Annotated in this window: 24 protein-coding genes; 4 read left to right on the top strand and 20 right to left on the bottom strand. The window is 71.0% G+C overall.

Going from position 1 to position 23,016, the window contains the following annotated elements; translation table 11 throughout:
• Nucleotides 1–4 precede the first annotated feature (4 nt).
• Genes OO60_RS15365 through OO60_RS15335 form a run of 7 tightly spaced genes read right to left on the bottom strand, consistent with a single transcriptional unit; the run spans nucleotide 5 to nucleotide 5,575 of the window.
• The gene (locus OO60_RS15365) at nucleotides 5–499 is read right to left on the bottom strand and encodes a GNAT family N-acetyltransferase (protein ID WP_003102269.1); all 495 of its coding nucleotides are present in this window, start codon (nucleotides 497–499) and stop codon (nucleotides 5–7) included.
• Nucleotides 492–1,682: an ABC transporter permease gene (locus OO60_RS15360; RefSeq protein ID WP_003102266.1), complete on the bottom strand. Its 1,191-nt coding sequence runs from the start codon at nucleotides 1,680–1,682 to the stop codon at nucleotides 492–494. Before OO60_RS15360 ends, OO60_RS15365 begins: the two co-directional genes overlap by 8 nt.
• On the bottom strand, nucleotides 1,679–2,608 hold the full coding sequence (locus tag OO60_RS15355) for an ABC transporter ATP-binding protein (RefSeq protein WP_033261561.1): 930 nt from the start codon (nucleotides 2,606–2,608) through the stop codon (nucleotides 1,679–1,681). The genes OO60_RS15360 and OO60_RS15355 overlap by 4 nt, the downstream gene beginning before the upstream one ends.
• Complete coding sequence (locus OO60_RS15350) at nucleotides 2,601–3,149, bottom strand: hypothetical protein (protein WP_004561282.1); 549 nt, start codon at nucleotides 3,147–3,149, stop codon at nucleotides 2,601–2,603. The genes OO60_RS15355 and OO60_RS15350 overlap by 8 nt, the downstream gene beginning before the upstream one ends.
• The gene (locus OO60_RS15345) at nucleotides 3,146–3,415 is read right to left on the bottom strand and encodes a helix-turn-helix transcriptional regulator (RefSeq protein ID WP_004561283.1); all 270 of its coding nucleotides are present in this window, start codon (nucleotides 3,413–3,415) and stop codon (nucleotides 3,146–3,148) included. The genes OO60_RS15350 and OO60_RS15345 overlap by 4 nt, the downstream gene beginning before the upstream one ends.
• Before the next feature lie 58 nt (nucleotides 3,416–3,473).
• Nucleotides 3,474–5,015, bottom strand: a complete 1,542-nt coding sequence (locus OO60_RS15340; RefSeq protein ID WP_004561284.1) for a glycerol-3-phosphate dehydrogenase/oxidase — start codon at nucleotides 5,013–5,015, stop codon at nucleotides 3,474–3,476.
• Nucleotides 5,012–5,575 carry a TetR/AcrR family transcriptional regulator gene (locus OO60_RS15335; protein WP_033261714.1) on the bottom strand — a complete coding sequence of 188 codons (564 nt, stop codon included), beginning with the start codon at nucleotides 5,573–5,575 and terminating at the stop codon, nucleotides 5,012–5,014. The genes OO60_RS15340 and OO60_RS15335 overlap by 4 nt, the downstream gene beginning before the upstream one ends.
• Nucleotides 5,576–5,813: 238 nt before the next feature.
• On the opposite strand from OO60_RS15335, the gene OO60_RS15330 reads away from it, so the two are divergent.
• A complete protein-coding gene (locus OO60_RS15330) occupies nucleotides 5,814–7,292 on the top strand; it encodes an FAD-binding oxidoreductase (RefSeq protein ID WP_425304652.1) in 1,479 nt (492 codons plus the stop codon).
• Here OO60_RS15330 and OO60_RS15325 read toward each other — a convergent pair.
• From OO60_RS15325 to OO60_RS15315, 3 genes are all read right to left on the bottom strand, one after another.
• Entirely contained in the window at nucleotides 7,270–7,824 is a 555-nt protein-coding gene (locus OO60_RS15325; RefSeq protein WP_004561287.1) for a gamma-glutamylcyclotransferase family protein, read from the bottom strand. The two genes, OO60_RS15330 and OO60_RS15325, sit on opposite strands and share 23 nt — an antisense overlap.
• Before the next feature lie 65 nt (nucleotides 7,825–7,889).
• Complete coding sequence (locus tag OO60_RS15320) at nucleotides 7,890–8,987, bottom strand: S-(hydroxymethyl)mycothiol dehydrogenase (protein ID WP_004561288.1); 1,098 nt, start codon at nucleotides 8,985–8,987, stop codon at nucleotides 7,890–7,892.
• Nucleotides 8,988–9,358: 371 nt separating this feature from the next.
• The gene (locus OO60_RS15315) at nucleotides 9,359–10,213 is read right to left on the bottom strand and encodes a sigma-70 family RNA polymerase sigma factor (protein ID WP_004561289.1); all 855 of its coding nucleotides are present in this window, start codon (nucleotides 10,211–10,213) and stop codon (nucleotides 9,359–9,361) included.
• 76 nt (nucleotides 10,214–10,289) lie between these two features.
• On the opposite strand from OO60_RS15315, the gene OO60_RS15310 reads away from it, so the two are divergent.
• Nucleotides 10,290–10,739: a carboxymuconolactone decarboxylase family protein gene (locus OO60_RS15310; protein WP_004561290.1), complete on the top strand. Its 450-nt coding sequence runs from the start codon at nucleotides 10,290–10,292 to the stop codon at nucleotides 10,737–10,739.
• A 40-nt stretch (nucleotides 10,740–10,779) separates the two neighbouring features.
• On the opposite strand, the gene OO60_RS15305 is transcribed toward OO60_RS15310, so the two are convergent.
• From OO60_RS15305 to OO60_RS15270, 8 genes are all read right to left on the bottom strand, one after another.
• On the bottom strand, nucleotides 10,780–12,042 hold the full coding sequence (locus OO60_RS15305; protein WP_205624275.1) for a peptidase C39 family protein: 1,263 nt from the start codon (nucleotides 12,040–12,042) through the stop codon (nucleotides 10,780–10,782).
• A gap of 71 nt (nucleotides 12,043–12,113) precedes the next feature.
• Complete coding sequence (locus tag OO60_RS15300; RefSeq protein WP_033261559.1) at nucleotides 12,114–12,515, bottom strand: PaaI family thioesterase; 402 nt, start codon at nucleotides 12,513–12,515, stop codon at nucleotides 12,114–12,116.
• 86 nt (nucleotides 12,516–12,601) lie between these two features.
• Nucleotides 12,602–14,323: a TIGR03767 family metallophosphoesterase gene (locus OO60_RS15295; RefSeq protein WP_004561293.1), complete on the bottom strand. Its 1,722-nt coding sequence runs from the start codon at nucleotides 14,321–14,323 to the stop codon at nucleotides 12,602–12,604.
• 165 nt (nucleotides 14,324–14,488) lie between these two features.
• Complete coding sequence (locus OO60_RS15290) at nucleotides 14,489–14,899, bottom strand: DUF4190 domain-containing protein (RefSeq protein ID WP_004561294.1); 411 nt, start codon at nucleotides 14,897–14,899, stop codon at nucleotides 14,489–14,491.
• A 53-nt stretch (nucleotides 14,900–14,952) separates the two neighbouring features.
• On the bottom strand, nucleotides 14,953–15,771 hold the full coding sequence (locus OO60_RS15285; RefSeq protein WP_033261558.1) for a carbohydrate ABC transporter permease: 819 nt from the start codon (nucleotides 15,769–15,771) through the stop codon (nucleotides 14,953–14,955).
• Entirely contained in the window at nucleotides 15,768–16,664 is an 897-nt protein-coding gene (locus OO60_RS15280; RefSeq protein WP_004561296.1) for a carbohydrate ABC transporter permease, read from the bottom strand. Before OO60_RS15280 ends, OO60_RS15285 begins: the two co-directional genes overlap by 4 nt.
• Nucleotides 16,661–17,950, bottom strand: coding sequence for an ABC transporter substrate-binding protein (locus OO60_RS15275; protein ID WP_081656081.1), 1,290 nt, complete (start codon nucleotides 17,948–17,950; stop codon nucleotides 16,661–16,663). The genes OO60_RS15280 and OO60_RS15275 overlap by 4 nt, the downstream gene beginning before the upstream one ends.
• A gap of 100 nt (nucleotides 17,951–18,050) precedes the next feature.
• On the bottom strand, nucleotides 18,051–19,679 hold the full coding sequence (locus OO60_RS15270) for a long-chain fatty acid--CoA ligase (RefSeq protein ID WP_004561298.1): 1,629 nt from the start codon (nucleotides 19,677–19,679) through the stop codon (nucleotides 18,051–18,053).
• 445 nt (nucleotides 19,680–20,124) lie between these two features.
• Between OO60_RS15270 and mihF the strand changes: the two genes are divergently transcribed.
• The gene (mihF, locus tag OO60_RS15265) at nucleotides 20,125–20,436 is read left to right on the top strand and encodes an integration host factor, actinobacterial type (protein WP_051767699.1); all 312 of its coding nucleotides are present in this window, start codon (nucleotides 20,125–20,127) and stop codon (nucleotides 20,434–20,436) included.
• Between the two features lie 141 nt (nucleotides 20,437–20,577).
• Nucleotides 20,578–21,735 (top strand): isochorismate synthase, encoded by a 1,158-nt coding sequence (locus tag OO60_RS15260; protein ID WP_205624276.1) that lies wholly within the window; start codon nucleotides 20,578–20,580, stop codon nucleotides 21,733–21,735.
• A gap of 186 nt (nucleotides 21,736–21,921) precedes the next feature.
• Here OO60_RS15260 and OO60_RS15255 read toward each other — a convergent pair whose 3' ends face one another.
• Nucleotides 21,922–22,242 carry a DUF6247 family protein gene (locus OO60_RS15255; RefSeq protein WP_004561302.1) on the bottom strand — a complete coding sequence of 107 codons (321 nt, stop codon included), beginning with the start codon at nucleotides 22,240–22,242 and terminating at the stop codon, nucleotides 21,922–21,924.
• Nucleotides 22,243–22,250: 8 nt separating this feature from the next.
• Nucleotides 22,251–22,943, bottom strand: coding sequence for a 4'-phosphopantetheinyl transferase family protein (locus OO60_RS15250; protein ID WP_004561303.1), 693 nt, complete (start codon nucleotides 22,941–22,943; stop codon nucleotides 22,251–22,253).
• Nucleotides 22,944–23,016 lie beyond the last annotated feature (73 nt).

The raw sequence follows: 23,016 nt of genomic DNA, 5'->3' as shown, positions 1-23,016 counted from the left end.
AGTTCTAACTCGCCTTACCACTCACGAGCGTCTTGGCGCGCCAGACGACAGCGAGCGCGGGGTCGCCGGTGGTGCTCGGCTCGATCCGCTCGACGGTGAAGCCTTCGCGCTCGTAGAAGGCGCCGGCGCGTTCGTTGGCCGCGAAGTGCTCGATGTACAGCCGTCCGGTGGCGGCTGGCAGCTGCGCGATCAGGGCGTCGAGCAGCCGCGGGCCGAGCCCGCGGCCGCGCTGCCCGGGGTGCACGTAAAGCTTGTAGACCACGTGCTCCGGGCCGTTGCGGCCGCGTTGCCCGACGCCCACGAGTTCGCCGTCCTCGGCGACGACCACCAAGCCGCCAGCCACGGCTGCGGCGAGGTGGGTCTCATTCCACCAGTCGCGGACCTGCGAGTCCGCCGCGGCCGCGCCGATCAGCGGGGCGTAGTGCGCCCGGACGTGCGCCTCCCCGAACCGGCGCAGCGCGCCCACGTCGTCCGGTCCGGCCGCCCGCACCTCAGCCACGCAGGGCCTCCGACAGCTTGATCCGGCTGCCGATCCGCAGCACGCTGTTGCCGTAGATCTTCCCGCCCACCCACGTCAGCAGCGCGACGAACGCGACCGTCAGCGTCAGCGACAGCCCGATCTCCCAGCCCGCCGCCGCGCCCGTCGAAATGCGGGCCGGCATCAGGATCGGGGACAGCAGCGGGATCAGCGACACGATCCTCGTCGCCGCGCCCGCGGGGTTCTGGACCAGCAGGTTGAAGCCCGCGATGAACCCGACCACCAGGATGATGTTGAGCGGCCCCACCACCGACTGGGTGTCCTCCTGGCGCGACACCAGCGATCCGAGCGCGCCGTAGATCGTGGCGTACAACAGGAATCCCAGCAGGTACCAGAGCAGGCCCCACAGCACCGCGCCCGTCGCGAAGCCGGACAGGGTGAACACGCCGGTCGCCGTCGCCGCGCCCAGGCCGACCGCCGCGAGGATCACCAGCTGGGTCAGGCCGACCAGGCCGAGGCCGATCACCTTGCCCAGCAGCAGCTGCCACGGCCGCACGCTGGCGAGCAGGATCTCCACCACCCGGCTCGCCTTCTCCTCGACGACGCCCTGGGCGACCATCATCCCGTAGGTGATGATGCTCATGTACAGCAGGAACGCCACGACCAGGCCGACGACGAGCCGCTGCGTGTGGTCCGCCGGCTGCGGCGAAAGAGCGTCGTCGCGCACGTGGGTGCCGTTGACCCTGGCCATCACCTCGGCCGGTTCGAGCTGCGCCGACGACAGCACGCCGTCGAGCACCTGCTGCTGCGCGACCTGGTCGAGCACGCGGCGCAGCTGGTCGTCCAAAGAGGACTGGTAGGTGGCGGTCAGCTGCGCCGCGCTGCCCGAGACGAGCGCGTCCAGGTCGCCGTTCTCGACCTTCTGCCTGCCCTCCGCCGGGTCCGTGACCACGACGGTGGTGATCTCGCGGCCCGCCAGCGCCGCCTCGGTCTGCAGCTGGCGGGCGATGCCGATCGCCTGGCCGGTCAGCCCGACCGTGCTCCGGTCCGACGAACCGGCCAGCGCCGTCTGGAAGACCACGTACCCCAGCAGCAGCACCAGCAGCACCGCGGTGCCGACCACGAACGACCGCGTGCGCAGCCGCGTGTTCAGTTCGCGCTTCAGCACCAGCCAGACCGCCCGGCGGCCACTCAGCGTCCTCATCGCGGTTCCTCCCCGGTGGACGCGGCGCCATCGGAGACGGCGTCGCGGAAGAGCTCGGTCAGCGAGCGGCGACGGCGGCTGAACTCGGTGACCGGCCCGGTCGCCAGCGCCGCGGCCAGCACCGCCTGGTCGTCCGCGCTCGGTTCGAGGTCGAGCACGGTGGTGGTGCCCCGCTGCTCCAGCACCCGCACGCCGGGCAGGCCCGCGGCCCAGCCGGGCTGCGCGGCCGGCGCCGTCACGACCAGCTTGCTGCGGGCGCCCGCGGTGAGCTCGGCGACCGTGCCGACGGCGACCATCCGGCCGCCGCGGATGATCCCGACCCGGTCGCACAGCCGCTCGACGAGGTCGAGCTGGTGGCTGGAGAACACCACCGGCACGCCCGCCGCGGCCTTCTCCCGCAGCACCCCGCTCATCACGTCGACGGCGAGCGGGTCGAGGCCGGAGAACGGTTCGTCGAGCACGAGCACGGCGGGGTCGTGCACCAGCGCCGCGGCCAGCTGGACGCGCTGCTGGTTGCCGAGGGACAGCTTCTGCACCTCGTCCTTGCGGCGCTCGGCCAGGCCGAGCCGGGTGATCCAGTTCTCCGCGTTGCGGTGGGCTTCGTCGGCGCTCAGCCCGTGCAGCTCGGCCAGGTAGACGAGCTGGTCGAGCACCTTCATCTTCGGGTACAGCCCGCGTTCCTCCGGCATGTAGCCGATGTGGGTGCGGGTCTCGTGGGTGATCTTCTCGCCGCCGAACCGGACTTCACCGCCGTCGGCGGCCAGCACGCCCAGCGCGATCCGCATGGTGGTGGTCTTGCCGGCGCCGTTGCTGCCGACGAAGCCGAACAGCTCGCCGGCCCGGACGTCGAACGAGACGCCGTCCAGCGCGACCTTGGCGCCGTAGCGCTTGGAGATCCGGTCGATCTCCAGTGTCCCCTCAGGCATTCCCCATCCCCTCTTCGAAGTCTTCGGGGTCGTCGTCCGGCAGCGCCCAGCCGAGCAGGATCGACGGGACGGTCGTCCCGGTGACCAGCAGCGCGGACAGCATCATCACGCCGCGCGACCCGCCGTCCTCGGCGTGGGCGACCACCAGGCCGTAGATGAGCGCCACGAGCATCAGGTAGCTGAGGATCTGGTAGCCGGTGTAGGTGACACGGTGACGCCATTCGCGCTCGCGTTCGTCCAGCATGCGCGAGAACCCGCCGCACATCAGCCCGGTCAGGGTGCGCAGCAGCACGAACGCGCTCCCGCCGGCCAGGACGCCGCCCAGCCACAGGACGGAGAAGACCCACGGGCTCCCGACGGAGAAGTTCGCCGCCCCGGCGATCAGCGCGAGATCGGCGACCACCAGCACGGCGGCCAGGGGACGCCGGTGCCGCCGGTTGCGCCACCCCGGCAGCCGCCGGGCGCGCCGCCGTTCCTTTTCGTCCAGCCGGTCGAGCCGGCGTTCCCAGTAGGCCGCGAGCCGGCCGGTCGGTTCGGTCACGTTCCCCCCTCGCGGTAGACCTGGGTGGACAGCGGCGTGAACGGCTCACGGCCGAACACGGCTTCGACCGGCAGGTCGAAGACGGCGCAGATCCGGAACGCCAGGTCCAGGCTCGGATAGTGGTCGCCCCGCTCGAGCGCGCCGATGGTCTGCGGATTGACCTCGACGGCGGTCGCGAGCGCGGCCCTGCTCATCCCGCGTTCGGCGCGAAGCACGGGCAGCCGGTTGTAGATCGGCAGCTCTTTGCCGCGTCTGACCGGGCTCATGCACCATACTGTTGCAAAAACCCAATGAGACGTCAAATCAAGAGAACATCAAGTCCGGCTAGTCGAGAAGACCCGCCAGCGACTTGTCGACAAGTTCCGCCACCCGCGCCCGAGCGGCCTCGGCGTCCGCCGGGATCAGCGCCAGCCGCGTCCGGCGCTCCAGGACGTCCTCGACGTCCAGTGCCCCCTCGTTCCGGACGGCCCACACGACCTCGGCCGCGGTGATCTCCGTCCCGGGTCCCACCGGGGTCGAGAACTCCGTGTCCAGCTCACCCAGGGCTGCCACGCGCGGTGCCTCCGTGCCGTACCGGGCCACCAGCCGCGGCGATGCGTCCACAAAGGACAGTTCGGGTCGCGGCGCCGCGCCCAGCAACGGCAACCGCGCGGTGCGGCAGGGTGCCGCCGTCAGTCCCGCCAGGCGGACCGCCGCGTCGACCGCGTCCTCGGCCATCCGGCGGTACGTCGTCAGTTTGCCGCCCACCACGGTCAGCAGCCCGTCCGAGCCCGCCAGGACCGCATGCTTGCGGGACAGGTCCGCCGACCGGCCGCCGCCCTCCACGAGGGGGCGCAGGCCCGCGTAGGACCCGGCGATGTCCGCCCGGGTCAGCGGCCGGGCGAGCACCGACGACGCCAGTGACAGCAGGAAGTCCACATCGGACTCCGGAACCACCGGCACGGAAGGGATCGAACCGGAAACGGGCTCGTCCGTCAGTCCCAGGTAGACCCGGCCGTCCGGCTGGGGGAGCAGGAACACGAACCGGTTGGTCTCCCCGGGCACGCCGATGTTCACCGACGTCGTCCCCATCGGAACCGTCCCGGGTGCCAGCACCAGGTGCGATCCGAGCGACGGCCGCAGCCGGACCGCGCCCGTCAGCGTCCCCGCCCACACGCCCGTCGCGTTGATGACCTGACGTGCGTGGATGTCCATGGTGGAGCCCGAAATGCCGTCACGCACCTGGACGCGGTCCGCGGACAGCGAAGTGGCCGACAGCCGCGTCAGGATCCGGGCGCCGAACGACGCCGCCGTCCGGGCCAGGGTCACCACCAGCCGGGCGTCGTCGACCAACGCGCCGTCGTAGGCCAGCAATCCTCCCCGCAGGCCACCGGCGGACAGGCCCGGTGCCAACGCCAACGCTTCGGCGGCGGGGACCGAGCGCGGCCGCGGCAGCACGGACGACGGCGTGCGCGCCGCCCGCCGCAGCGCGTCGCCGGCCAGCAAACCGGCCGCGACGACGCGCTGCTGGAGCCGGGAAGTGCTGGGGTACAACGGGAACAGCTGCGGCATCGCGCGCGTGAGGTGCGGTGCCGTGCGCGTCATCAGGATCCCGCGCTCCACCGCGCTCTCGTGCGCCAGCCCGAGTTCGCCGTGGGCCAGGTACCGCAGGCCGCCGTGCACCAGCTTCGACGACCAGCGGGACGTCCCGAACGCGAGGTCGTGCGCCTCGACCAGGGCCACCGACAGACCCCGCGAAGCCGCGTCCAGCGCGATGCCCGTGCCGGTGACCCCGCCGCCGACCACGACGACGTCGACCCGCTCGCCCCCCGCCAGCTCCGCCAGCTCACGTTCGCGGCGCCGCGCGTTGAGCGAGCCCGACGTCACGGCTTCAGCGCCGCGTCGAGCACGTGGGTGAACTCCGCCATCAGCGCCGCCTCGGGCACGTCCGCCGTGGCCGGCCGCAGCGAGAACGCGAACGACTGCACCACCAGCAGCACCGACCGGGACTGGACGGCGACCGGCGCCCGGCGGATCGAACCGTCCTGGTGGCCGGCCTCCAGCAGCTGGTGCAACGCCTGTTCGGCGAACTTCTGCGTCGCGCCGAGCCGCTCCACGATGTACGGGAGGACGAGCTCGGGGTCGACGTCGAGCAGGGTGCGGAACAGCGGATCGGTCGACAGCGCGCGCACACCGGCCGCCGCGATCAGCACGAGCCGGTCGCGGCTGTGGGCGGCGTCGGCGCCGCGTTCGCTCGCCGTGCGCAGCAGCCCGCTGAATTCGCGGGTCATCAGCGCGGCGAGCACGCTGCGGACGTCGGGGAACCGGCGGTAGACGGTCATCCGGCTGACGCGCGCGGTGCGGGCGATCTCGGCGAGTGTGGTGCGGCGCACACCGACGGCCAGCACGCACGAGCGCGCGGCGTCGAGCAGCACGTCATCGGCCACGCGCGTCGCCGTCTGGCGGTTGCGGGTGTCCGCGAGCGCGGAGGAACCCGCGGTCTGGGTGGTGTGACGTTTCACGTCCATATGTCACACTGTAGTCGTGAACCCGCTCATTGACCACCGCCTCCGCCGGTCCTGGACCGAGGACGCATCAGCCGCCGTCCCGTTGCCCGCGCGGGCGGCCAGGTGGCTCGACCAGCGTATCGGTCCGGTCGCCCCCGCCGCCGCTCCAGCGCGGGAAATGCCGGTGGAAATACCGTCACCGAAACTCGCGAAGTCTGCTGAGGACGACCTGGCGAAGGTGGTCGGCGAGGAAAACGTGCTGGTGGACGCCGCGGCACGGCTCGCGCGGGCGACCGGGCTGTCCTACCTCGACCTCCTGCGGCGCCGGGCGGCCTCGGCGGACTTCCCGGTGCCCGACGCGGTGGTGCTCCCGGCCGATCCCGACGAGGTCCAGGCGGTCCTCGACGTCTGCGTCCGGCACGACGTCGGCGTGGTGCCGTTCGGCGGCGGCACGTCGGTGGTCGGCGGCGTCGCGGCGTTGCGCGGCGAGAAGGCGTCGGTGATCGCGCTGGACCTCGTCCGGCTCGACGCGCTCGTGTCGGTCGACGCCGAGTCGCGCATCGCCGTCCTGCAGGCGGGGGTCCGCGGGCCCGCGGCGGAACGGCTGCTCGGCGAGCACGGCCTGACGCTCGGGCACGTGCCGCAGTCGTTCGAGCGCGCCACGATCGGCGGGTTCGCGGCGACGCGCTCGGCGGGCCAGGCGTCGTCGGGTTACGGGCGCTTCGAGGACATGGTGACCGGCGTGCGGCTGGCCACCCCGCGCGGTCCGTGGAAGCTCGGCGTCGCGCCGGCGTCGGCGGCCGGTCCGGACCTGCGGCAGCTCGCCGTCGGCAGCGAAGGAACGCTCGGCGTCATCACGGAAGTCGCGCTGCGGGTGCGGCCGGCGCCGCAGGTCCGGCGGTACGAGGGGTACGCCCTGCCGGGCTGGACGGCCGGCGCCGAGGCGGTGCGGGACCTCGCGCAGCACCACGCGCTCGCCGACGTCACCCGGCTGTCCGATGTGGACGAAACCGAGGTCTCGCTGGCGCTGAACGCGGGCCTGAAGACGGCGGCGCTGCGCCGTTACCTGGCCGCGCGGGGCGTGCGACGGCCGTGTTTCCTCATCGTCGGCTGGGAAGGCACCGCGCACGACGTGGCGCTGCGCCGTCGCGAGACGACCCGGCGGCTGAAGGCGGCGGGCGCCGTCCGTGTCGGCAAGGCGCTCGGCGAATCGTGGCGGCACGGCCGGTTCGCCGGCCCCCGGCAGCGGGATGTCCTGCTGGACATGGGGGTCTGCGTCGAGACGCTCGAAACGGCGGCCTACTGGTCCAATGTGGACGAGTTGCGCGACGACGTCCGGGCGGCCCTGACCGCCGCGCTGGGCCGCGCGATCGTCATGTGCCACATTTCCCATGCGTACGAGACGGGTGCGTCGCTCTACTTCACGGTGTTGACGGCTCGGGACGAAGCCGATCCGGTGGGCCAGTGGCAGCGGGCGAAGGCGGCGGCGTCCGAGGCGATCGCCGGGCTGGGCACGATCTCGCACCACCACGCCGTCGGCGTCGACCACGCGCCCTACCTGGGCGCGGAAATCGGCTCGCTGGGCGTCGAAGTGCTGCGCGCGGCCAAGTCCGCGGTGGACCCGACCGGGATCCTCAACCCGGGAAAGCTGGTGTGACGACTTCGCACGGCACGCCGTGGCCGTCGGCGGCGACGCCGTCGAGCTTCGCCGCTTCGGCCTGCGGGACGTCGGCGGTGCGCACCGGCACGCCGCCGACCAGCAGCGGGTAGCGGATCGGCGCGGCGCCGACGTAGGTGTGCACCTCGGTCAGGCGCGTGCCGTCTTCGAGGGTGACGTCGGGCTCGGTGAGCCGGGCCAGGTGGTAGCGGGTGCCGCGGCCCTCGCAGCGGTCCAGGACCGCGAGCTGGTCCGGCGTCACGAACCAGATGGCGTGGTCTTCGGCGCCGTCCAGCGCGGTGAGGGTGGCGGGGCGCTGGTCGTCGACCACGCGGAAACCGGCGGCCCACACCGCGGCGAGCCCGGCGCAGCGCGCGTGCGCGACCACGACCGGGCCCTCCAAGCCGAGCCGGGCGCGCAGCCAGGTGATCTTCGACGGGTTCGCGTTCGAGCCGTAGGCCAGCACGGCCAGCCGCTCGCGCCAGCCCGCAGGGGCGGTGTCGAGCGGGTGCCCGACGCCGTCGACGTGCACGAACGAGTAACCCGGCCGGGTGCCCGGGTAGGGCTCGGCCGGGTACTCGTCGTCGGTGAAGAGGGTCAGAACGTCACCACGCTGCGCAGGACGTCCCCGTGGTGCATGCGCTCGAAGGCCTGCTCGACACCGTCGACGCCGATCCGCTCGGTGACGAACTTGTCCAGCGGCAGCCGGCCCTGCAGGTAGAGGTCGACGAGCATCGGGAAGTCCCGGCTCGGCAGGCAGTCGCCGTACCACGACGACTTGAGCGAGCCGCCGCGCGAGAAGAAGTCGATCAGCGGCAGGTCGTCCAGCCGCATGTCCGGCGTCGGCACGCCGACCAGCACGACGGTGCCGGCCAGGTCGCGCCCGTAGAAGGCCTGCCGCCAGGTCTCGGGCCTGCCGACGGCGTCGATCACGACGTCCGGGCCGAAGCCGCCGGTGGCCTCTTGCATGGCCTCGACGACCTGCGCTTCGGACAGGCCCTTGCTGTTGACGGTGTGCGTGGCACCGAAGTCCTTCGCCCAGGTGAGCTTCCGGTCGTCCATGTCGATGGCGACGATGGTGGTGGCGCCCGCGAGCTTCGCCCCGGCGACGGCGGCGTCCCCGACCCCACCGCAGCCGATCACCGCGACGGAGTCACCGCGGGTGACGGCACCGGTGTTGATGGCCGCACCGAGCCCGGCCATGACCCCGCAGCCGAGCAGCCCGGCCACGGCGGGTTCGGCGTCCCGGTTGACCTTTGTGCACTGTCCGCTGTGGACAAGGGTCTTCTCGAGGAAGGCACCGATGCCGAGCGCGGGCGACAGCTTGGTGCCGTCCTGCAGGGTCATCGGCTGGGCGGCGTTGAAGGTGGCGAAGCAGTACCACGGTTTGCCGCGCTTGCAGGCCCGGCAGGTACCGCAGACGGCCCGCCAGTTGAGGATGACGTAGTCACCGGGTTCGAGGTCGGTGACGCCGTCGCCGACGGCCTCGACGACCCCGGCGGCCTCGTGGCCGAGCAGGAACGGGAAGTCGTCGTTGATCCCGCCTTCGCGGTAGTGCAGATCGGTGTGGCAGACCCCGCAGGCCTGGACGTTCACGACGGCTTCGCCGGGACCGGGATCGGGCACGAGGACGGTCTCCAGCGAGACGGGCTCGCCCTTACCCCGCGAAACGACCCCCTGCACCTCGTACGGCATGCGAATCCACCTTCCGGCTCTGGCTGGTCCTGACGGCAGCTAATCACGGATCGCGCGGACATGGCGACATCCGCATGAGTGACGTTTGCGCAACGAGTTGCGTGTTACGCAACTCGACCGGTGGTTTGCGCGGCGGGCCTGCGGAGGATGGCTGTGCTGCGGTGGAGCGGCGCTGTGGTCGGCGACTTGAGCGCAGGCGGCGGCGCAAGGGCAGGTGGCTCGGCGGCGCGAGGTCGGCGACTCGGGGCCGTCAGCGGTCCGGCGCCCGGTCACAGTTGCGGCTCGGCGGCGCGGCCCCCGCCGCGGTCCGGCGGGGTGCTCCTGCAGCTTGCTCGGCGAGTTGCACGGGCCTCCGGCCCCCGTCTTCCAGCTTACCGGGCACCACCGACAGTCCCGGGCGGCTCCGGCAGCGCCATCGACGCCAGCTTCACCGGGTCCGCCACCGACGCGATGCTCACGATCCGCCCGTCCACCACCGTGAACGCCACCACCGACATCGGTGTCCCGTCCGCGCGCCACGCCACCACGCCCGGCAGGCCGCCGACGAACACCGCGCTGCCGTCCGCCGCCGCGCCGATCCTGGCTCCCGCCGCCACGTTCGTTGCGCCCAGGACCACCACCACGCCGTCCGGGGTGTCGACCGTCAAGCGGACCTCCGGGTCGAGGATGCGCAGCAGCTGCTCGAAGTCGCCATCACGAGCCGCCGTCAGGAACGCCTGGACCACCTCGCGCTGGGACGGCCCGGCCGGCACCGAGGGCGTCCGGACCTTGCGGCGGGCGCGGCTGGCCAGCATCTTGGCCGCGGCCGGGCTCTTGCCCAGGATGCGGGCGATCTCCTCGAACGGCACCGCGAACAGGTCGTGCAGCACGAACGCCAGCCGCTCGCCCGGGCCGAGCGACTCCAGGACCACCAGCAGCGCCAGCCCCACCGAGTCGGCCAGCTCCGCGTCCGCCTCCGGGCCCTCCTCGACCGCCACCACGATCTCGTCGTAGGGCGACTCGGGGCGGGCCTTGCGCGACCGCAGCACGTCCAGGCTGATCCGGCCGACCACCGTCGTCAGCCAGCCGTCGAGGTTCTCGATCGCCGTCGCGTCCTGGCGGGCCAGCCGGAGCCAGGCCTCCTGGACCGCGTCCTCCGCGTCGGCGTGCGAGCCCAGCAGGCGGTGCGCCACCGCGTGCAACCGGTCGCGCCGGGCTTCGAACGCCGCGGCCACCGTGTCGGACATGTCGTTACCTTCCTCGATCCTGCTCCGTCGTGGACATGACGAGCCCGGAGGGGCACAGGTAACCGATGGAGGAACGATGGAACCACGGCTGAAGAGCACCAGCAGTCCCGAGGTGACCGGCGCGGTCCAGCAGCTGTTCAAGGCGGTGCACGCCGCCGGCGTCGACCCGCTGCTGCTGGAGCTGGTCCACCTGCGGGCCAGCCAGATCAACGGCTGCGCCCCGTGCACCTACGCGGGTGTCCAGTCGGCGAAGAAGCAGGGCGAGACCGACGACCGGCTGCACAGCGTCGTCGCCTGGCGCGAGACGCCGTTCTTCACCGAGCCGGAACGGGCCGCGCTGGCGCTGACCGAAGCCGCCACCCGGATCGAGGACGGCCAGCCGGGCGTCACCGACGAGATCTGGGCGGCCGCCGCCGCGCACTTCGACGAGAAGCAGCTGTCCGCGATCGTCCTGCACATCGCGCTCAGCGGCTTCTTCAACCGGATCAACCGCGCGATCCGGGAGCAGGCCGGCAAGACCTGGTGAGCCCGGCGGGGCGCCGGTCGCGGCGCCCCGCCGACGCCGGTCAGGCCGGGGTGATGAGGTACGCGATGCCGCCGGGGCCGCCCGCCACGGAGCCGTCCGCGCGGTAGCGCTTGGTCCGCTGCCAGATCTTCTCGAACTGGTCGCGCTTGTACACGTTCCGGACCCGGTCGTTGCTGCTCGACGCCGGGTCGTTCGCGATCACGTCGCCGTCCTTCGTGAAGCCGACGACGACCATGATGTGCCCCGAGGTCCCGTAGCCGGCGCCGTCGAGCTCCGAGGACAGGAACGACTGCGACGTGATCACCGGGATGCCGCGCGCGATGTACTCCTCGAGCTCGTTCAGCGAGTGCAGCCGCGTGATGTGGCCGCGCAGCCCGCGCGACGCCGCGTACGCGGTGTTGAACGGCCAGTTGCCGGTGCCGTCGTAGGCGTGGTCGTAGGTGTAGCGCGCCGCGAACGCCACCTGCGGGTCGACGTAGTCCGCCGGGATCCACGACATCTCCTCGGCCGACGGCTTCTTGCCCCAGTACTCGGCCACCATCTCCGTCGACGTCGGACTGCACCAGGCTTCGCCGCCCCCGCCGTACTGCGGGAACTGTCCCTTGTGGAGGTTCTGCGCGTACGCGGGCACCTTCAGCTCGATCCCGGCAGCCCGGCCCGGCTTGGTCGTCTGGACGTCGAAGCGGTCCGGCACGGCCGACGTCATCGCGCCCAGCAGGCTCACCGACGGCGTCGCGCCCGACCCGGCTTCGCGGTACAGGCTGATCCGCAGGTGGTACGACTTCAGCGTGACGCCGGTCTTCATGACCAGCGTGTCGACGTCCACCATGGCGTTGGCGTCGTCCTGGCCGTCGACGCTGGTGCGCAGGATGTCGGCGTCCCCGCTGGCCCAGCGGCCCATCACGTACCACGCGGTTTCGGCGCCCGCGGACGTCCGGCCCTGCGCCTCCACCTGCAGCCAGGTCTTCGACGGCGTCTTGGCGTTCCACGACGCCACCAGCTGCGTCGCGCCGAACCCCAGCCGGTACGACGGCGACGTCCACTGGCCGTATTCGTACGTTCTGGTCGTGCCGAGCTCCGGTTCGGTGTGCTGCACCGTGCCGATCGGGTGCGTGATGCGCAGCCCGTCCCGGTTCAGCGCCACCCCGGCGAAGCCGCCTTCGTGGAAGCGGCCACCGGTCCACTCGTGGTAGTCGATCGCCTCGTCGTCGCGGGGCCGGACGGGCCCGGCCTCGGCGACCTGCGCGGTAACAACGGATAACACAACCACTGACAATAAGGTGAACAACTTGCGTACGCGCATCCCGGCTCCCTGATCGGCCCACCCAGTAGCCAGGGATTTTCGCCGGTCCGGCCGGGTATGTAAACAGGTACCTAGAGGACGGCCTGCGTCTGTGTCACTTTCGCGACCAACTTGCCTTCGTCGTCGTGGATTTCGGTCTCCACCACGACGAACTTGCGGCCGGCGTGCAGTGGTCTGGACGACGCAACGGCGTAGCCCGAACGCACCGCGCGCAGGAAGTTCGTCTTCGACTCGACGGTCGTGGTGCCCTGCCCGCCCTCGGGCAGGTTGAGGAACGCGCACACGGCACCGGTCGAGTCGGCCAGCGCCATGAGCGCACCCCCGTGCAGCGCGCCCCCGAGCGTGCAGAGGCTCTCGTCCCACTTCAGCCGGCTGCGGACGAGCTCACGCCCGTGCTCCAGCACCTCGACACCGAGGCGTTCGGAGAACGGCATGGAGCGGTGGAAGAGCTGCGTGCCTTCAAGATCAGTCATGCGACCACTGTGCCGCACCTCCCGCCGGTCGTGAGTGGTAAGGCGGGTTAGAACACGCCTTACCACTCACGACAGCCGCGGCAGGCTCAGGACAGGGGGTTGACCAGCAGCAGTTCCGTGTTGTGGTCCTCGGCCGCGCCGACGCGGCCCAGGTTGGTGTGGATGTCGTTGTAGGACAGCTCCCGGTACAGCGACGCAAGCGCTTGCGGGGTCCGGGCGTCGTAGTCCACCGCGTACGGCGCCTGTGCCTCGATCAACGTCGTGAACAGCGACAACGTGCCGTCGGCGTTGTCGGCGACCTCCACGATCCGGGCGTGCTGCGGGAAGTCGACGTGCGAGGCGGTGTTGATCTCCCAGAAGCCCTGCTGCGGCGTGTTGCCCGCGTGCGGGGTGATCTTGTTGAGGTGCGTGTGGCCGTTGACCCAGGCCAGCACGTTCGGGAACCGCTTCAGCAGCGCGACGAACGCGTCGCCGTTCAGCCGCGGGTCGAGCAGGTGGCGCGAGTCCGGCAGCAGGTTGGTCATCGTGCCGCTGGTGTGGTGGCTGAACAGGATGAACAGCTCGTCGGTGACCGCGTGGGTGACCTTGCGGCCGAAGAAGTCGTAGTAGGTGGAGCTGTTGCGCTTCAGCGTCGACTCGACCCACGAGTACTGCGCGAGGCCGATCGAGCCGTCGGCGAACCCGGCGTCGGTGGTGGTGTCGAGGCTGATCCCGGTGACGCCGGGCGCGATGCGGAACGTGTAGTAGACGTTCTGGCCGTCGGCGTTGGCGCTGGTGAAGCCGTGTCCGACCGGGCCGGGGCCGGTGTTGGCGGTGTCGAGGTGCGCGCGGACGAACTCGCCGGTGCCGAACGGGCGCCGCCGGGCGTCCGGCGTGACCTCGCGGATCGTGCCGCTGCCGCCGAACAGCTCGGCGACCGGGACGCCGGAGCCGCTCTTGATGGCGTCGGCGAGCTTCTTCGCCGTGGTCTCGTCCTTGCCGATCACCTTGTACCGGCCGGTGTACCAGGCGTCGATGCCCGGGATGTTCGCCGGCAGCGAGCCGACGATGCTGTCGTCGTGGTTGCCGAACGTGCAGAACCACGGAACGTCGAGCCCGGGTGCGGTGAAGGTCTTCGTGGCCGCTTCGAGCAGGCCGGGGATCTGCGGGAAGCCCTTGGCGGAGTAGTCGTCGGTGCCAGGCTTGCCCGGGTTCCAGAACTCGTGGTTGCCGGAGTTCTGGACGCCCTCGTAGGCGCCTGTGTCGCCGGAGTTCGGGGTGACGCTGCCGCCGTTGAGGACCTTGAGGAACCAGTCGAGCTCGATCAGCTCGTGGTTGTCGGTGTTGTCGCCGGTGGTGACCATCAGGTCGAACGGCCGCCCGGTGAACGGGCCCTGCCGCACGCTGTTGACGCGTTCGACGAGCGCGCTGGTGGCGACGGTGCCGAGGACTTCCTGCGGCCGGTGCGCGGAGCCGATGAAGGGGTGCAGGTACTCGAACCGCGCGGGGCTCTCGGCGTCGGTGATGTGCAGGTCGGTGAACTGGACGAACGAGCTGAGGGCGCGGCGGCGGTCGTCGCGCCCGCTCTGCGGCGTGGCGAGGTCGCTGCGCACGACCAGCGGCCACCCGGGGCCGGCGGACAGGCGCGAGTAGGTGCTGGTGCCCCCGCCCGCGGCGACCTGCTCGAGGGTCGTGCCGGACGTGCTGACCGAGCGGGTGCTCGTGAGCCGCAGGGCGCGGTCGAGGGCGTTCGCGGTGGGCGTGCACAGCAGCAGCCCGAGACCGGCGGCGCCCGCGGTGGCGAAGGTGCGCCGGGTGAGTTCGGCCATGGTTGTTCGCTCCCCAGTCTTCTCGGTTGACCGGCACGCTGCCGGGCGTGGGTGGACACGGGGTGAACGTGAAAAACATTCACCGTGACAATTGAGTTCACCCTGTCACAGTTGCCGAGCTGGGGTGTACCGCCGAAGGTTGTGGTCATTTCCGCCGCGGACGGCTCAGCAGAAGGCGCCGCACGTGGTCACGGCGGTCGCCGCGGTGAAGAAGAGGACCACCACGATGATCGCCGGGATCATCGCGATGCCACCGCAGACCAGTCCGGCGATGGCCATGCCACGGCCGGTGTAGCCGGGCCGGGAGCTCTGCTGCAGGCCGGCCCAGGACAGCCCGATCGCGATCAGGCCCATGACCACGTCGCCGATGGGGATCCAGAAACCGATCAGCGCGAGGATGCCGACCACCATGCCGGCGACGGCCAGCCCGCTGTTGCGCAGCATCGGGTACGGGCTCGGGGCCGCCGCGTACTGCACCGGGTAGGACTGGGACGGCACCGGCACCGGCACCGGCGCCGAGGCCGGGTACTGCGGGTCGTCCGGGTTGACGGGCGGGTAGGGGGTGGAACTGGTCATCACGCACCTGCTTCCTGAGAGACGCTCCCAAGTCGCAGCCGGGCCGCCGCGTGTTACGAGCCGCCCAAACCGGACTCCGTCACCCCGCGCACCAGGTACCGCTGCAGGAACACGAACAACAGCACGATCGGCAGGATCGACACCGCCGCCGCCAGGAACAGGAGGTTAAGCTGCGGGTTCTGGGCCGTCAGCAGGCCCGACAGCGCCACCTGGACCGTCCACGAATCCGGCGACTGCGCGATGATCAGCGGCCACAGGAACGCGTTCCAGCTGCCGATCACGGTGATGACCGCGACCGCGGCGAAAAAGCCCTTCGAGTTCGGCACCACGATCCGCCGGAACACGCCCCAGCGGCTCAGGCCGTCGACCCGGCCCGCCTCCTCCAGCTCGCGCGGGAAGTCGAGGAAGTACTGGCGGAACAGGAACACGCTGAACGCGCTGAACAGCCCGGGGATGACCAGCCCGCGGAAGTCGGACAGCCAGCCCAGCGACGAGACCACCACGAAACTCGGCACGAACGTCACCGACGTCGGGATCATCAGGGTCGCCAGCACCGCGTAGAACACGATCTTGGAATGCCGGTACGGGATCCGTGCCAGGCCGTAGCCCGCCAGTGAGCAGACCACCAGCAGGCCGGTCGTCTGCAGGGTGGCGACCACGGCCGAGTTCAGCAGGCTGCGCGCGAAGGGGACGTCCGAAAGCGAGAACAGCCGCGAAAAGTTCTCCCAGTGCACTGTGGACGGGAAGAACGTCCACTGTGGAGACGTGATGTCCGATCGCGACGCCAGGCCGTTGCGCAGCAGCAGGTAGAACGGCAGCAGGAAGAGGATTGCCGCCACGACAAGGGACGTCCACCGCAGGAACGCCCTCATGACACCCGCCCGAACCGCAGCACCCGGCCCTGCAGCAACGTCACCAGTGCGATGAGCAACGCCAGGATCACCGCCCCCGCGCTGCCGCGGCCGAGGTCCTGGCCGCCCGAACCCAGTGACGTGTAGTACAGGTACACCAGCGGCGGCCGGGCGAACGGCGGATAGCCGCGCGAGTCGCCCATGATGTTGTAGAACTCGTCGAACGCCTGGTAGGCGTTGATCAGGTTCAGCAGCAGCACCGCCACCGCCGTCGCGCGCAGCTGCGGCAGCGTGATGTGGCGGAACACCTGCCAGCCCGGTTTCGCGCCGTCGAGCCACGCCGCTTCGTAGAGCTGGGCCGGGATCCGCTGCAGGGCCGCGATGAACAGGATCATGTAGAACCCCAGCTGCAGCCACAGCCTCGCCGTCACCAGCACTACCCAGTACAGCGGTGGGTGCACCGTCCCGGTCCAGGCCACCGGGTCGATCCCGAACACCGAAAGCACCGTGTTGGCCAGTCCATATCGGACACCGGAGAACAGCGATGTCTTCCACACCAGCGACGCCACCACGTACGAGCACGCGAACGGCAGGAAGAACACCGACCGGAAGAACGCACGCGCGAACCGGAGCTGGTTGACGCCGAGGGCCAGCGCCAGCGACAACGCGAACGTCAGCGGCACGATGAACAGCGCGAACACGCTGAACGTCCCCAGGCTCGACAGGAACGGCTCGTCGGTGAGCATGTGCGCGTAGTTGTCCAGCCCGACGAACTCGGTCGGCGTCACCGTGTTGCGCGCGTCGAAGAACGACAGGTACGCGCTCCAGCCGATCGGCAGGTACGCGAACACCGCCAGCCCGATCAGGAACGGCCCGACGAACAACCAGAACGCGCGCGCATCGCGCCGCTTCATCCGAACAAGCGCTTCAGCTCGGCGCGAGCCACCTCGACGGCGGTTTTCACCTGTGCTGCCGGATCCGCGCCCTCCTTCGCGATCTTCGCGACCGCGTCGGACAACGCCGTGTTCGCCTGCTGTGTCCACACCGGACCGCCGACGAGGTGGCTGTGCTCCTTGACGAACCGGGCCGCGTCGGCGGCCGGGCCGGACTTGAGGCTGTCCGCGCGGCCGACCAGGCTCTGCCGGGCCGGGACGTGGAAGCCGAACTTCGTCGCGAACTCCAGCTGGTCCTGCGTCTGGTCGATCCACAGCCACTTCACGAACGCCTTGGCCTCGGCGACGTGCGCGCTCTTGGCGTTCACCATCGCGCCGTACGCCCCGACCGGCACCGACGGCGCGCCGCTGCCGTCCAGCTTCGGGAACGGCAGGACGCCGAAGTCGTCGTCGAACGCCTGCCGGATCTTCGGCACGTTCCACAGCCCGGTCCACTGCATCGCGGTGAGCCCGTCGATGAACGCGCCCGGGTCCGACCAGTCCGCCGGCGCACCGAGCAGCAGGGAACCGTTGGCGTTGAGCGTGTGCAGCTTGGCCAGCGCCGTCGCCGCGCGCGGGTCGTCGAAGCCGACCTCGCGGTTGTCGTTCTTCAGGTAGTCGAGCCCCGCCGACCACAGCAGGGGGCCGGTGAGCACGCCGACGCCGCCGTCGTTGCCCGCGAAGAAGCCCTTGACGCCGTCCTTGGTCAGCTTCGCGGCCGCGTCGACCAGCTCGTCGACCGTCTGCGGCGGCTGCACGCCCGCCGCCTGCAGCAGGCTCTTGCGGTAGAAGAGCACCTGCGTGTCGGTGGCCTGCGGGATGCCGTAGACCTTGCCCTCGACGGTCTGCGCGGCCAGCACGGCCGGGCTGAAGTCGCCCTTCACCGGCGCGATGACGTCGTCGAGCGAGACGACCTGGTTCTGCCGCACCCAGTCGATCTTGACCTGCGCCTCGAAGACGTCCGGCACCTTGCTGTTCTGCAGCGCGGTGACGATCTTCGAGTCGTAGTCGCCCGGGTTCCACTGCACGGTCACGGCCGCGCCCGGGTAGCTCGCCGCGTACCGCTTGACGGCGTCCTGGACACCGTCCTCGCCGTAGGCGTGGTACCACTGCTGGAGCGCGACCTTCGGCGCGTCCGACGGCGGCGGCCCAGCCGAGTAGGCCGTCGAGGGCGGCGGGTCACCCTGCCGCCCGGTGTTCGACCCGCATGCCGTCGCCAGCGCGCCCATGCCTGCGAGCGCGAGAAAGCTCCGCCTGTTCCGCTGCATCCCCAGAACCCCTCCGACGTGCCCCGAAGACCACCATGAGGGAGGTAGGTTCCCCCATGGTGGCCTTCTCAAGCGTGAAGACTCGCCGGAGATTTACCCGTTAGAGCTGGGCGATGTCGAGCTTTCCCTCGGAGTAGGACGCGCGGATCCGCTTCTTGTCGAACTTGCCGACGCTCGTCTTGGGGACTTCGTCCACGAACGTCCAGTTCTCCGGCAGCTGCCACTTCGCGACCTTGTCGGCCAGGTAGTCGCGCAGCTCCTCCGGCGTGACGCGCTGGCCCTCCTTGAGCACGACGGCGACCAGCGGCCGCTCGTCCCACTTCTCGTCGGGGATGCCGACGACCGCGGCCTCGGCGACCGCCGGGTGGCCCATCACCTGGTTCTCCAGGTCGACCGAGGAGATCCACTCGCCGCCGGACTTGATGACGTCCTTGGCGCGGTCGGTGAGCGTCAGGTAGCCGTCGGCGCTGATCTTGCCGACGTCACCGGTGCGCAGCCAGCCGTCGTGGAACTTGTCCGGGTCGATGTCACTGCCGCCGTAGTACGACGCCGCGATCCACGGGCCCTGGACCTCGAGCTCGCCGACGGCGTCGTTGTCCCACGGCAGCACCGCGCCGTCGTCGTCGATCAGCCGGGCCCGAACCGACGCCGGGAAGCGGCCCTGCGTGTAGCGGTAGCGCCAGGCCTCTTCGCCGGTCGCCGACGCCGGCGGGCGGGCGACGCTGCCCAGCGGCGACGTCTCGGTCATGCCCCAGGCGTGCAGGATCGAGACGTTGTGCTTCTCCTGGAACGCGTGCATCAGCGACGGCGGCACCGCCGACCCGCCGACCACGACTTCGCGCAGGTGGGAGATGTCCTGCGGATGGGCTTCGAGGTGGGCGAGCAGGCCCTGCCAGACGGTCGGGACCGCGCCCGCGAACGTCGGCTTCTCGGCCGCCAGCAGCGCGGCGATCGGCGCGGGCTGGAGGAAGCGGTCCGGCATCAGCAGCGACGCACCGACCATCAGCGCCGCGTACGGCAGGCCCCACGCCATCGCGTGGAACATCGGCACGATGGCCAGCGCGGTGTCGCTCTGCGCCAGGTTCATGCTGTCGCTCATGCAGACCTGCATCGAGTGCAGCCAGATCGACCGGTGCGAGTAGGCGACGCCCTTCGGGTCACCGGTCGTGCCCGAGGTGTAACACATCGCGGCGGCCGAGCGCTCGTCGACGTCGGGCCAGTCGAAGGTGTCCGGCTGGCCGGCCAGCAGCTCGGCGTAGGAGTGGACCTGGACGCCGTCGGGGGCCTGCAGCGACGCGGCGTCGCCGTTGGCCACGATGACGTGCCGGACGGTCTTGAACTCGGGCAGCTGCTTCGCCAGCAGCGGGACCAGGGTGCCGTCGACGATGACGACCTGGTCCTCGGCGTGGTTGGCGACGAACACCAGCTGCTCCGGGAACAGCCGGATGTTCAGCGTGTGCAGCACGGCGCCCATCGCCGGAACGGCCAGGTAGGCGGCCATGTGCTCGGCGTTGTTCCACATGAACGTGCCGACGCGCTGGTCGCCTGTCACGCCGAGGCTCCGGAGGGCGTTCGCGAGCCGCGCGGCGTGGCGGCCGAGGTCGCCGTAGGTCTCCCGGCGGGCTTCTGAACCGGTCCAGGTGATGACTTCGCTCGCCGAGTGCACCGACGTGCCGTGGCGAAGCAGGTTCGCCAGCGACAGCTGGCCGTCCTGCATGGTGCTCAACATGGTCGCTCCCGGGGGGTCGTTCGCCGGTGAACTGGGGTTGGGCCGACTCTAGTGCGGATCGGGTGAAGCGGGCATGGTCGACAACGGCTCCGTTCGGTCACGGTCGTCGCGCGATCGGGCGACGACCGGACGATGATCAAGATCATCAATTTTTCGGCTTTTCCTTATGGGCAAGGAAATGTGCGCGAGAACAGCGCGTGGCGGCGGCTCCACTTCCGGGTGAGAAGGGCCACCCGGGACCCTTCTCGGGAGCGTTTCCGCAGGCCGGAGCGGGTTGCCCGGCATCACCTCCGGGGGTAATAAGTGCGTGTCGGTTGCACGGGCACGAAGCCGGTGGCGTTTACTGGGCCCGTGGCAAGAGACGGCTGAGCAGCGCTTGCAGGAGCAAGCACTCACAAAAGCTGTCGGCCGCGAAAGCGGAGACCTGAGAGGAAAGGACACTACGTTGGCTCTGCCTACGTTGACTCCGGAGCAGCGCGCCGAGGCCCTGGCCAAGGCCGCCGAGGCTCGCAAGGCGCGTTCGGAGCTGCTCGCGTCGATCAAGTCCGGCAAGGAGAGCATCGAGAAGGTGCTCAAGCAGGCCAAGGAGAACAAGACCATCGGGAAGACGAAGGTCACCCAGCTGCTGAAGGCCGTCCCCGGCCTCGGCGCGGTGAAGGTCGCCGCCCTGCTCGAGCAGGCCGGCATCGACCCGGACCGGCGTGCGGCCGGCCTGGGCGAGCGCCAGCGCGAGGCGCTCATCGACGCGCTCAAGTAGCTCGTCACCTGGAGCTGACCGCGAGGGGAGTGTCGTGAGCGACACTTCCCTCGCGGATCTCCCATCGCCTGGGACGCTGGTGTGGTGAGTTCTCTGTCCTCTGGGGCCGAGCCCCAGACCCCAGCCGGGGGGCAAGCCCCCCTGGACCCCCCAGGAGCGGTCAGGCCGGCGACCCCGGCTGACCTCGCCGCCCGCTACCAGCGAGGCGACTTCCTCTTCACGACGACGTCCCGTGCCCTGCTGGCGCAGGGCGCGCTCCGGACTGTCACCGAGACGGACCCGCGACGGCTCGCCTCGGCGATCCCCGGCGTCCTGGCCGAGACCGGCGCGCCGCTGGCCGTCGGCGTCCTCCCGTTCGACACCGGGCCCGACACGAAGGTGCCGGGCCACCTCGTCGTGCCCCGGACCGTCCACCGCTCTTCGGGGGCGCCTTCCTTGCCGCGCGAGACGCTGCCGGCGCCCGTGCGGGTGCGTGCGGTGCCGTCCCCTTCGCTGCACATGTCGGCGGTGCGTTCCGCGGTGGCTGCTCTGGCCGCGCGTGACCTGCGCAAAGCCGTCCTGGCGCGGGCGCTGGACCTCGAGTTCGACGCGCCGGTGCCCGCCGAGAGCATCGTGCGGAACCTGGCCGTCGGGAACCCCCGGCACTTCACGTACGCGGCCGAGCTGCCGGGCGGGCGCTCGCTCGTCGGCGCGACGCCCGAGCTGCTGCTGCGCCGCACCGGCCGGACGGTGTTCTCCTCCCCGCACGCCGGCTCGATGCCGCGGTCGGCGGACCCGGTCGTCGACCGCGCGAACGGCGAGGCCCTGCGGACGTCCCGCAAGGACCAGCTCGAGCACGCGGTGGTGATCGACTACCTGGTCGAGGCGCTGCGGCCGTTCTGCCGGACGCTGGACGTCCCGGCCGGCCCGGAGCTGGTCACCACCCCGGCGATCTGGCACCTGCGCACGCCGATCACGGGCGAGCTGGCCGACCCGGACATCACGGCCCTGGACCTGGCGGCGGCGTTGCACCCGACCCCGGCGATCTGCGGCACGCCGACGGAGGGCGCGCGTGACCTGGTGAAGGAGCTGGAGCCGTTCGACCGCGACTACTACGCGGGAGCGGTCGGCTGGGTCGACGCGGCAGGCGACGGCGAGTGGGCGGTGGCGATCCGCTGCGCGGAGATCGCCTCGACGTCGATGCGGCTGTACGCGGGCGGCGGCATCGTGGCGGCGTCGGACCCGCAGGCGGAGCTGGACGAGACGACGGCGAAGTTCCGCACGCTGCTGACCGCGATGGGCCTGGAGGACGTCGCTTAGCCGGTCCAGAGGACGCGAAGCAGGTCGACCCGGTTCTGCTCCTCCAGGATCAGGTACGTGAGGAGGCCCTCCCCGTGCGGCCCGAACGCCAGGTTGCGCATCGAGCCAGGGCGTGGAGCGCCTGCTGTGGCAACGCGCGGATCTGGTCCTGGACGTCGGGGTACACCTCGATGTCGTAAGCCACAGCTACAGGCCGAGCTCCGACTTGAGCGAGTTCCACGGCCGGGTGCCGGCGGGCGGTTCTCCGGTGCGCTGGGCGTGCTCGGCCGACTGCACCATGCGCCGGTGCGCCACTGGGTCCGCCTGCGTGCTCCGGGCGATCCGCCGCCAGGACTCCAGCGTTTCCACGAGGTCCGTCAGGCTCAGAGCTTCGCGGGCGACGTCGAGAGCGTGCCGGTAGTCGCGGTCGAACCGGGGTACGTCCTCGGGCAGGAGCGCGGCCCGGATGGCCGCGGGTGAGGTGCCCGACGGGTACCTCGGCTCGTCCGTGCTCGCCGGTGTGGACATGCCCGCAACTATAGCTGCGGGACCCAGTGCTCCTCGGTGACCGACAGCTCCTCGGTGGTCAGCACCGCGATGGCCGCCCGATACCCGTCCGCGGCCTTCAGGTCTGCCAACCGGGTTGTCGCCGGGTCCAGCGCCGGGTCGCCCGAGGACACCAAGCTCGCCGGTTCGTCGTAACGGGAGAACGTGATGCTCTGCAGCGGGATGCGCAGGCCCTTGCCGGTGGCCTTCATCACCGCCTCCTTGCGGGTCCAGTAGACGAAGAACGCCGCCGCCTTCTCCGCCGGGTCCAGGCCCGCGAGGTGCCCGGCCTCGGCCGGGCTCAGCGCGTACTCGATCAGGCCGTCGTCCGCGCGGCGGTTCGCCGTTTCGACGTCCAGGCCGACCGGGACCGACGGGGTCGCCGCCACGCCGATCAGGTCGCCCGAGTGCGAGATCGACAGCGTCAGGTCCGCGCCCGGGATGCGCGGGCGCCCGTGGGGCTTGCCGCAGTCTTCGCAGGTCGCGTCGAACTTCACGGACTCGAGCGGCAGGCCGAGCCGCTCGGCCGCGACCGTCTTCGCCAGGACGCGGCCGGTGAGGAACCGGCGCTTGTCCGCCTCCTGCCGGTACGCCTCGAACCGGCCCTGTTCGACGTCGTCGAGCAGGCGCATGAAGCGATCTTCGGTGGGCAACGGCGACGACCAGCGGACCTCGATCTCCATCACCCCCCGATCTTCCCGGGCGCGGAAGCCGTTGTCACGAATTCCGGCCGAGGTCTGGGGTTACCCAGGGGCG

It is taken from the genome of Amycolatopsis vancoresmycina (assembly GCF_000716785.1).
GTDB classification, from domain to species: domain Bacteria; phylum Actinomycetota; class Actinomycetes; order Mycobacteriales; family Pseudonocardiaceae; genus Amycolatopsis; species Amycolatopsis vancoresmycina.
The sequence above is the reverse complement of the archived record's forward strand: the minus strand, read 5'-3'. Positions and strand labels throughout refer to the sequence as shown.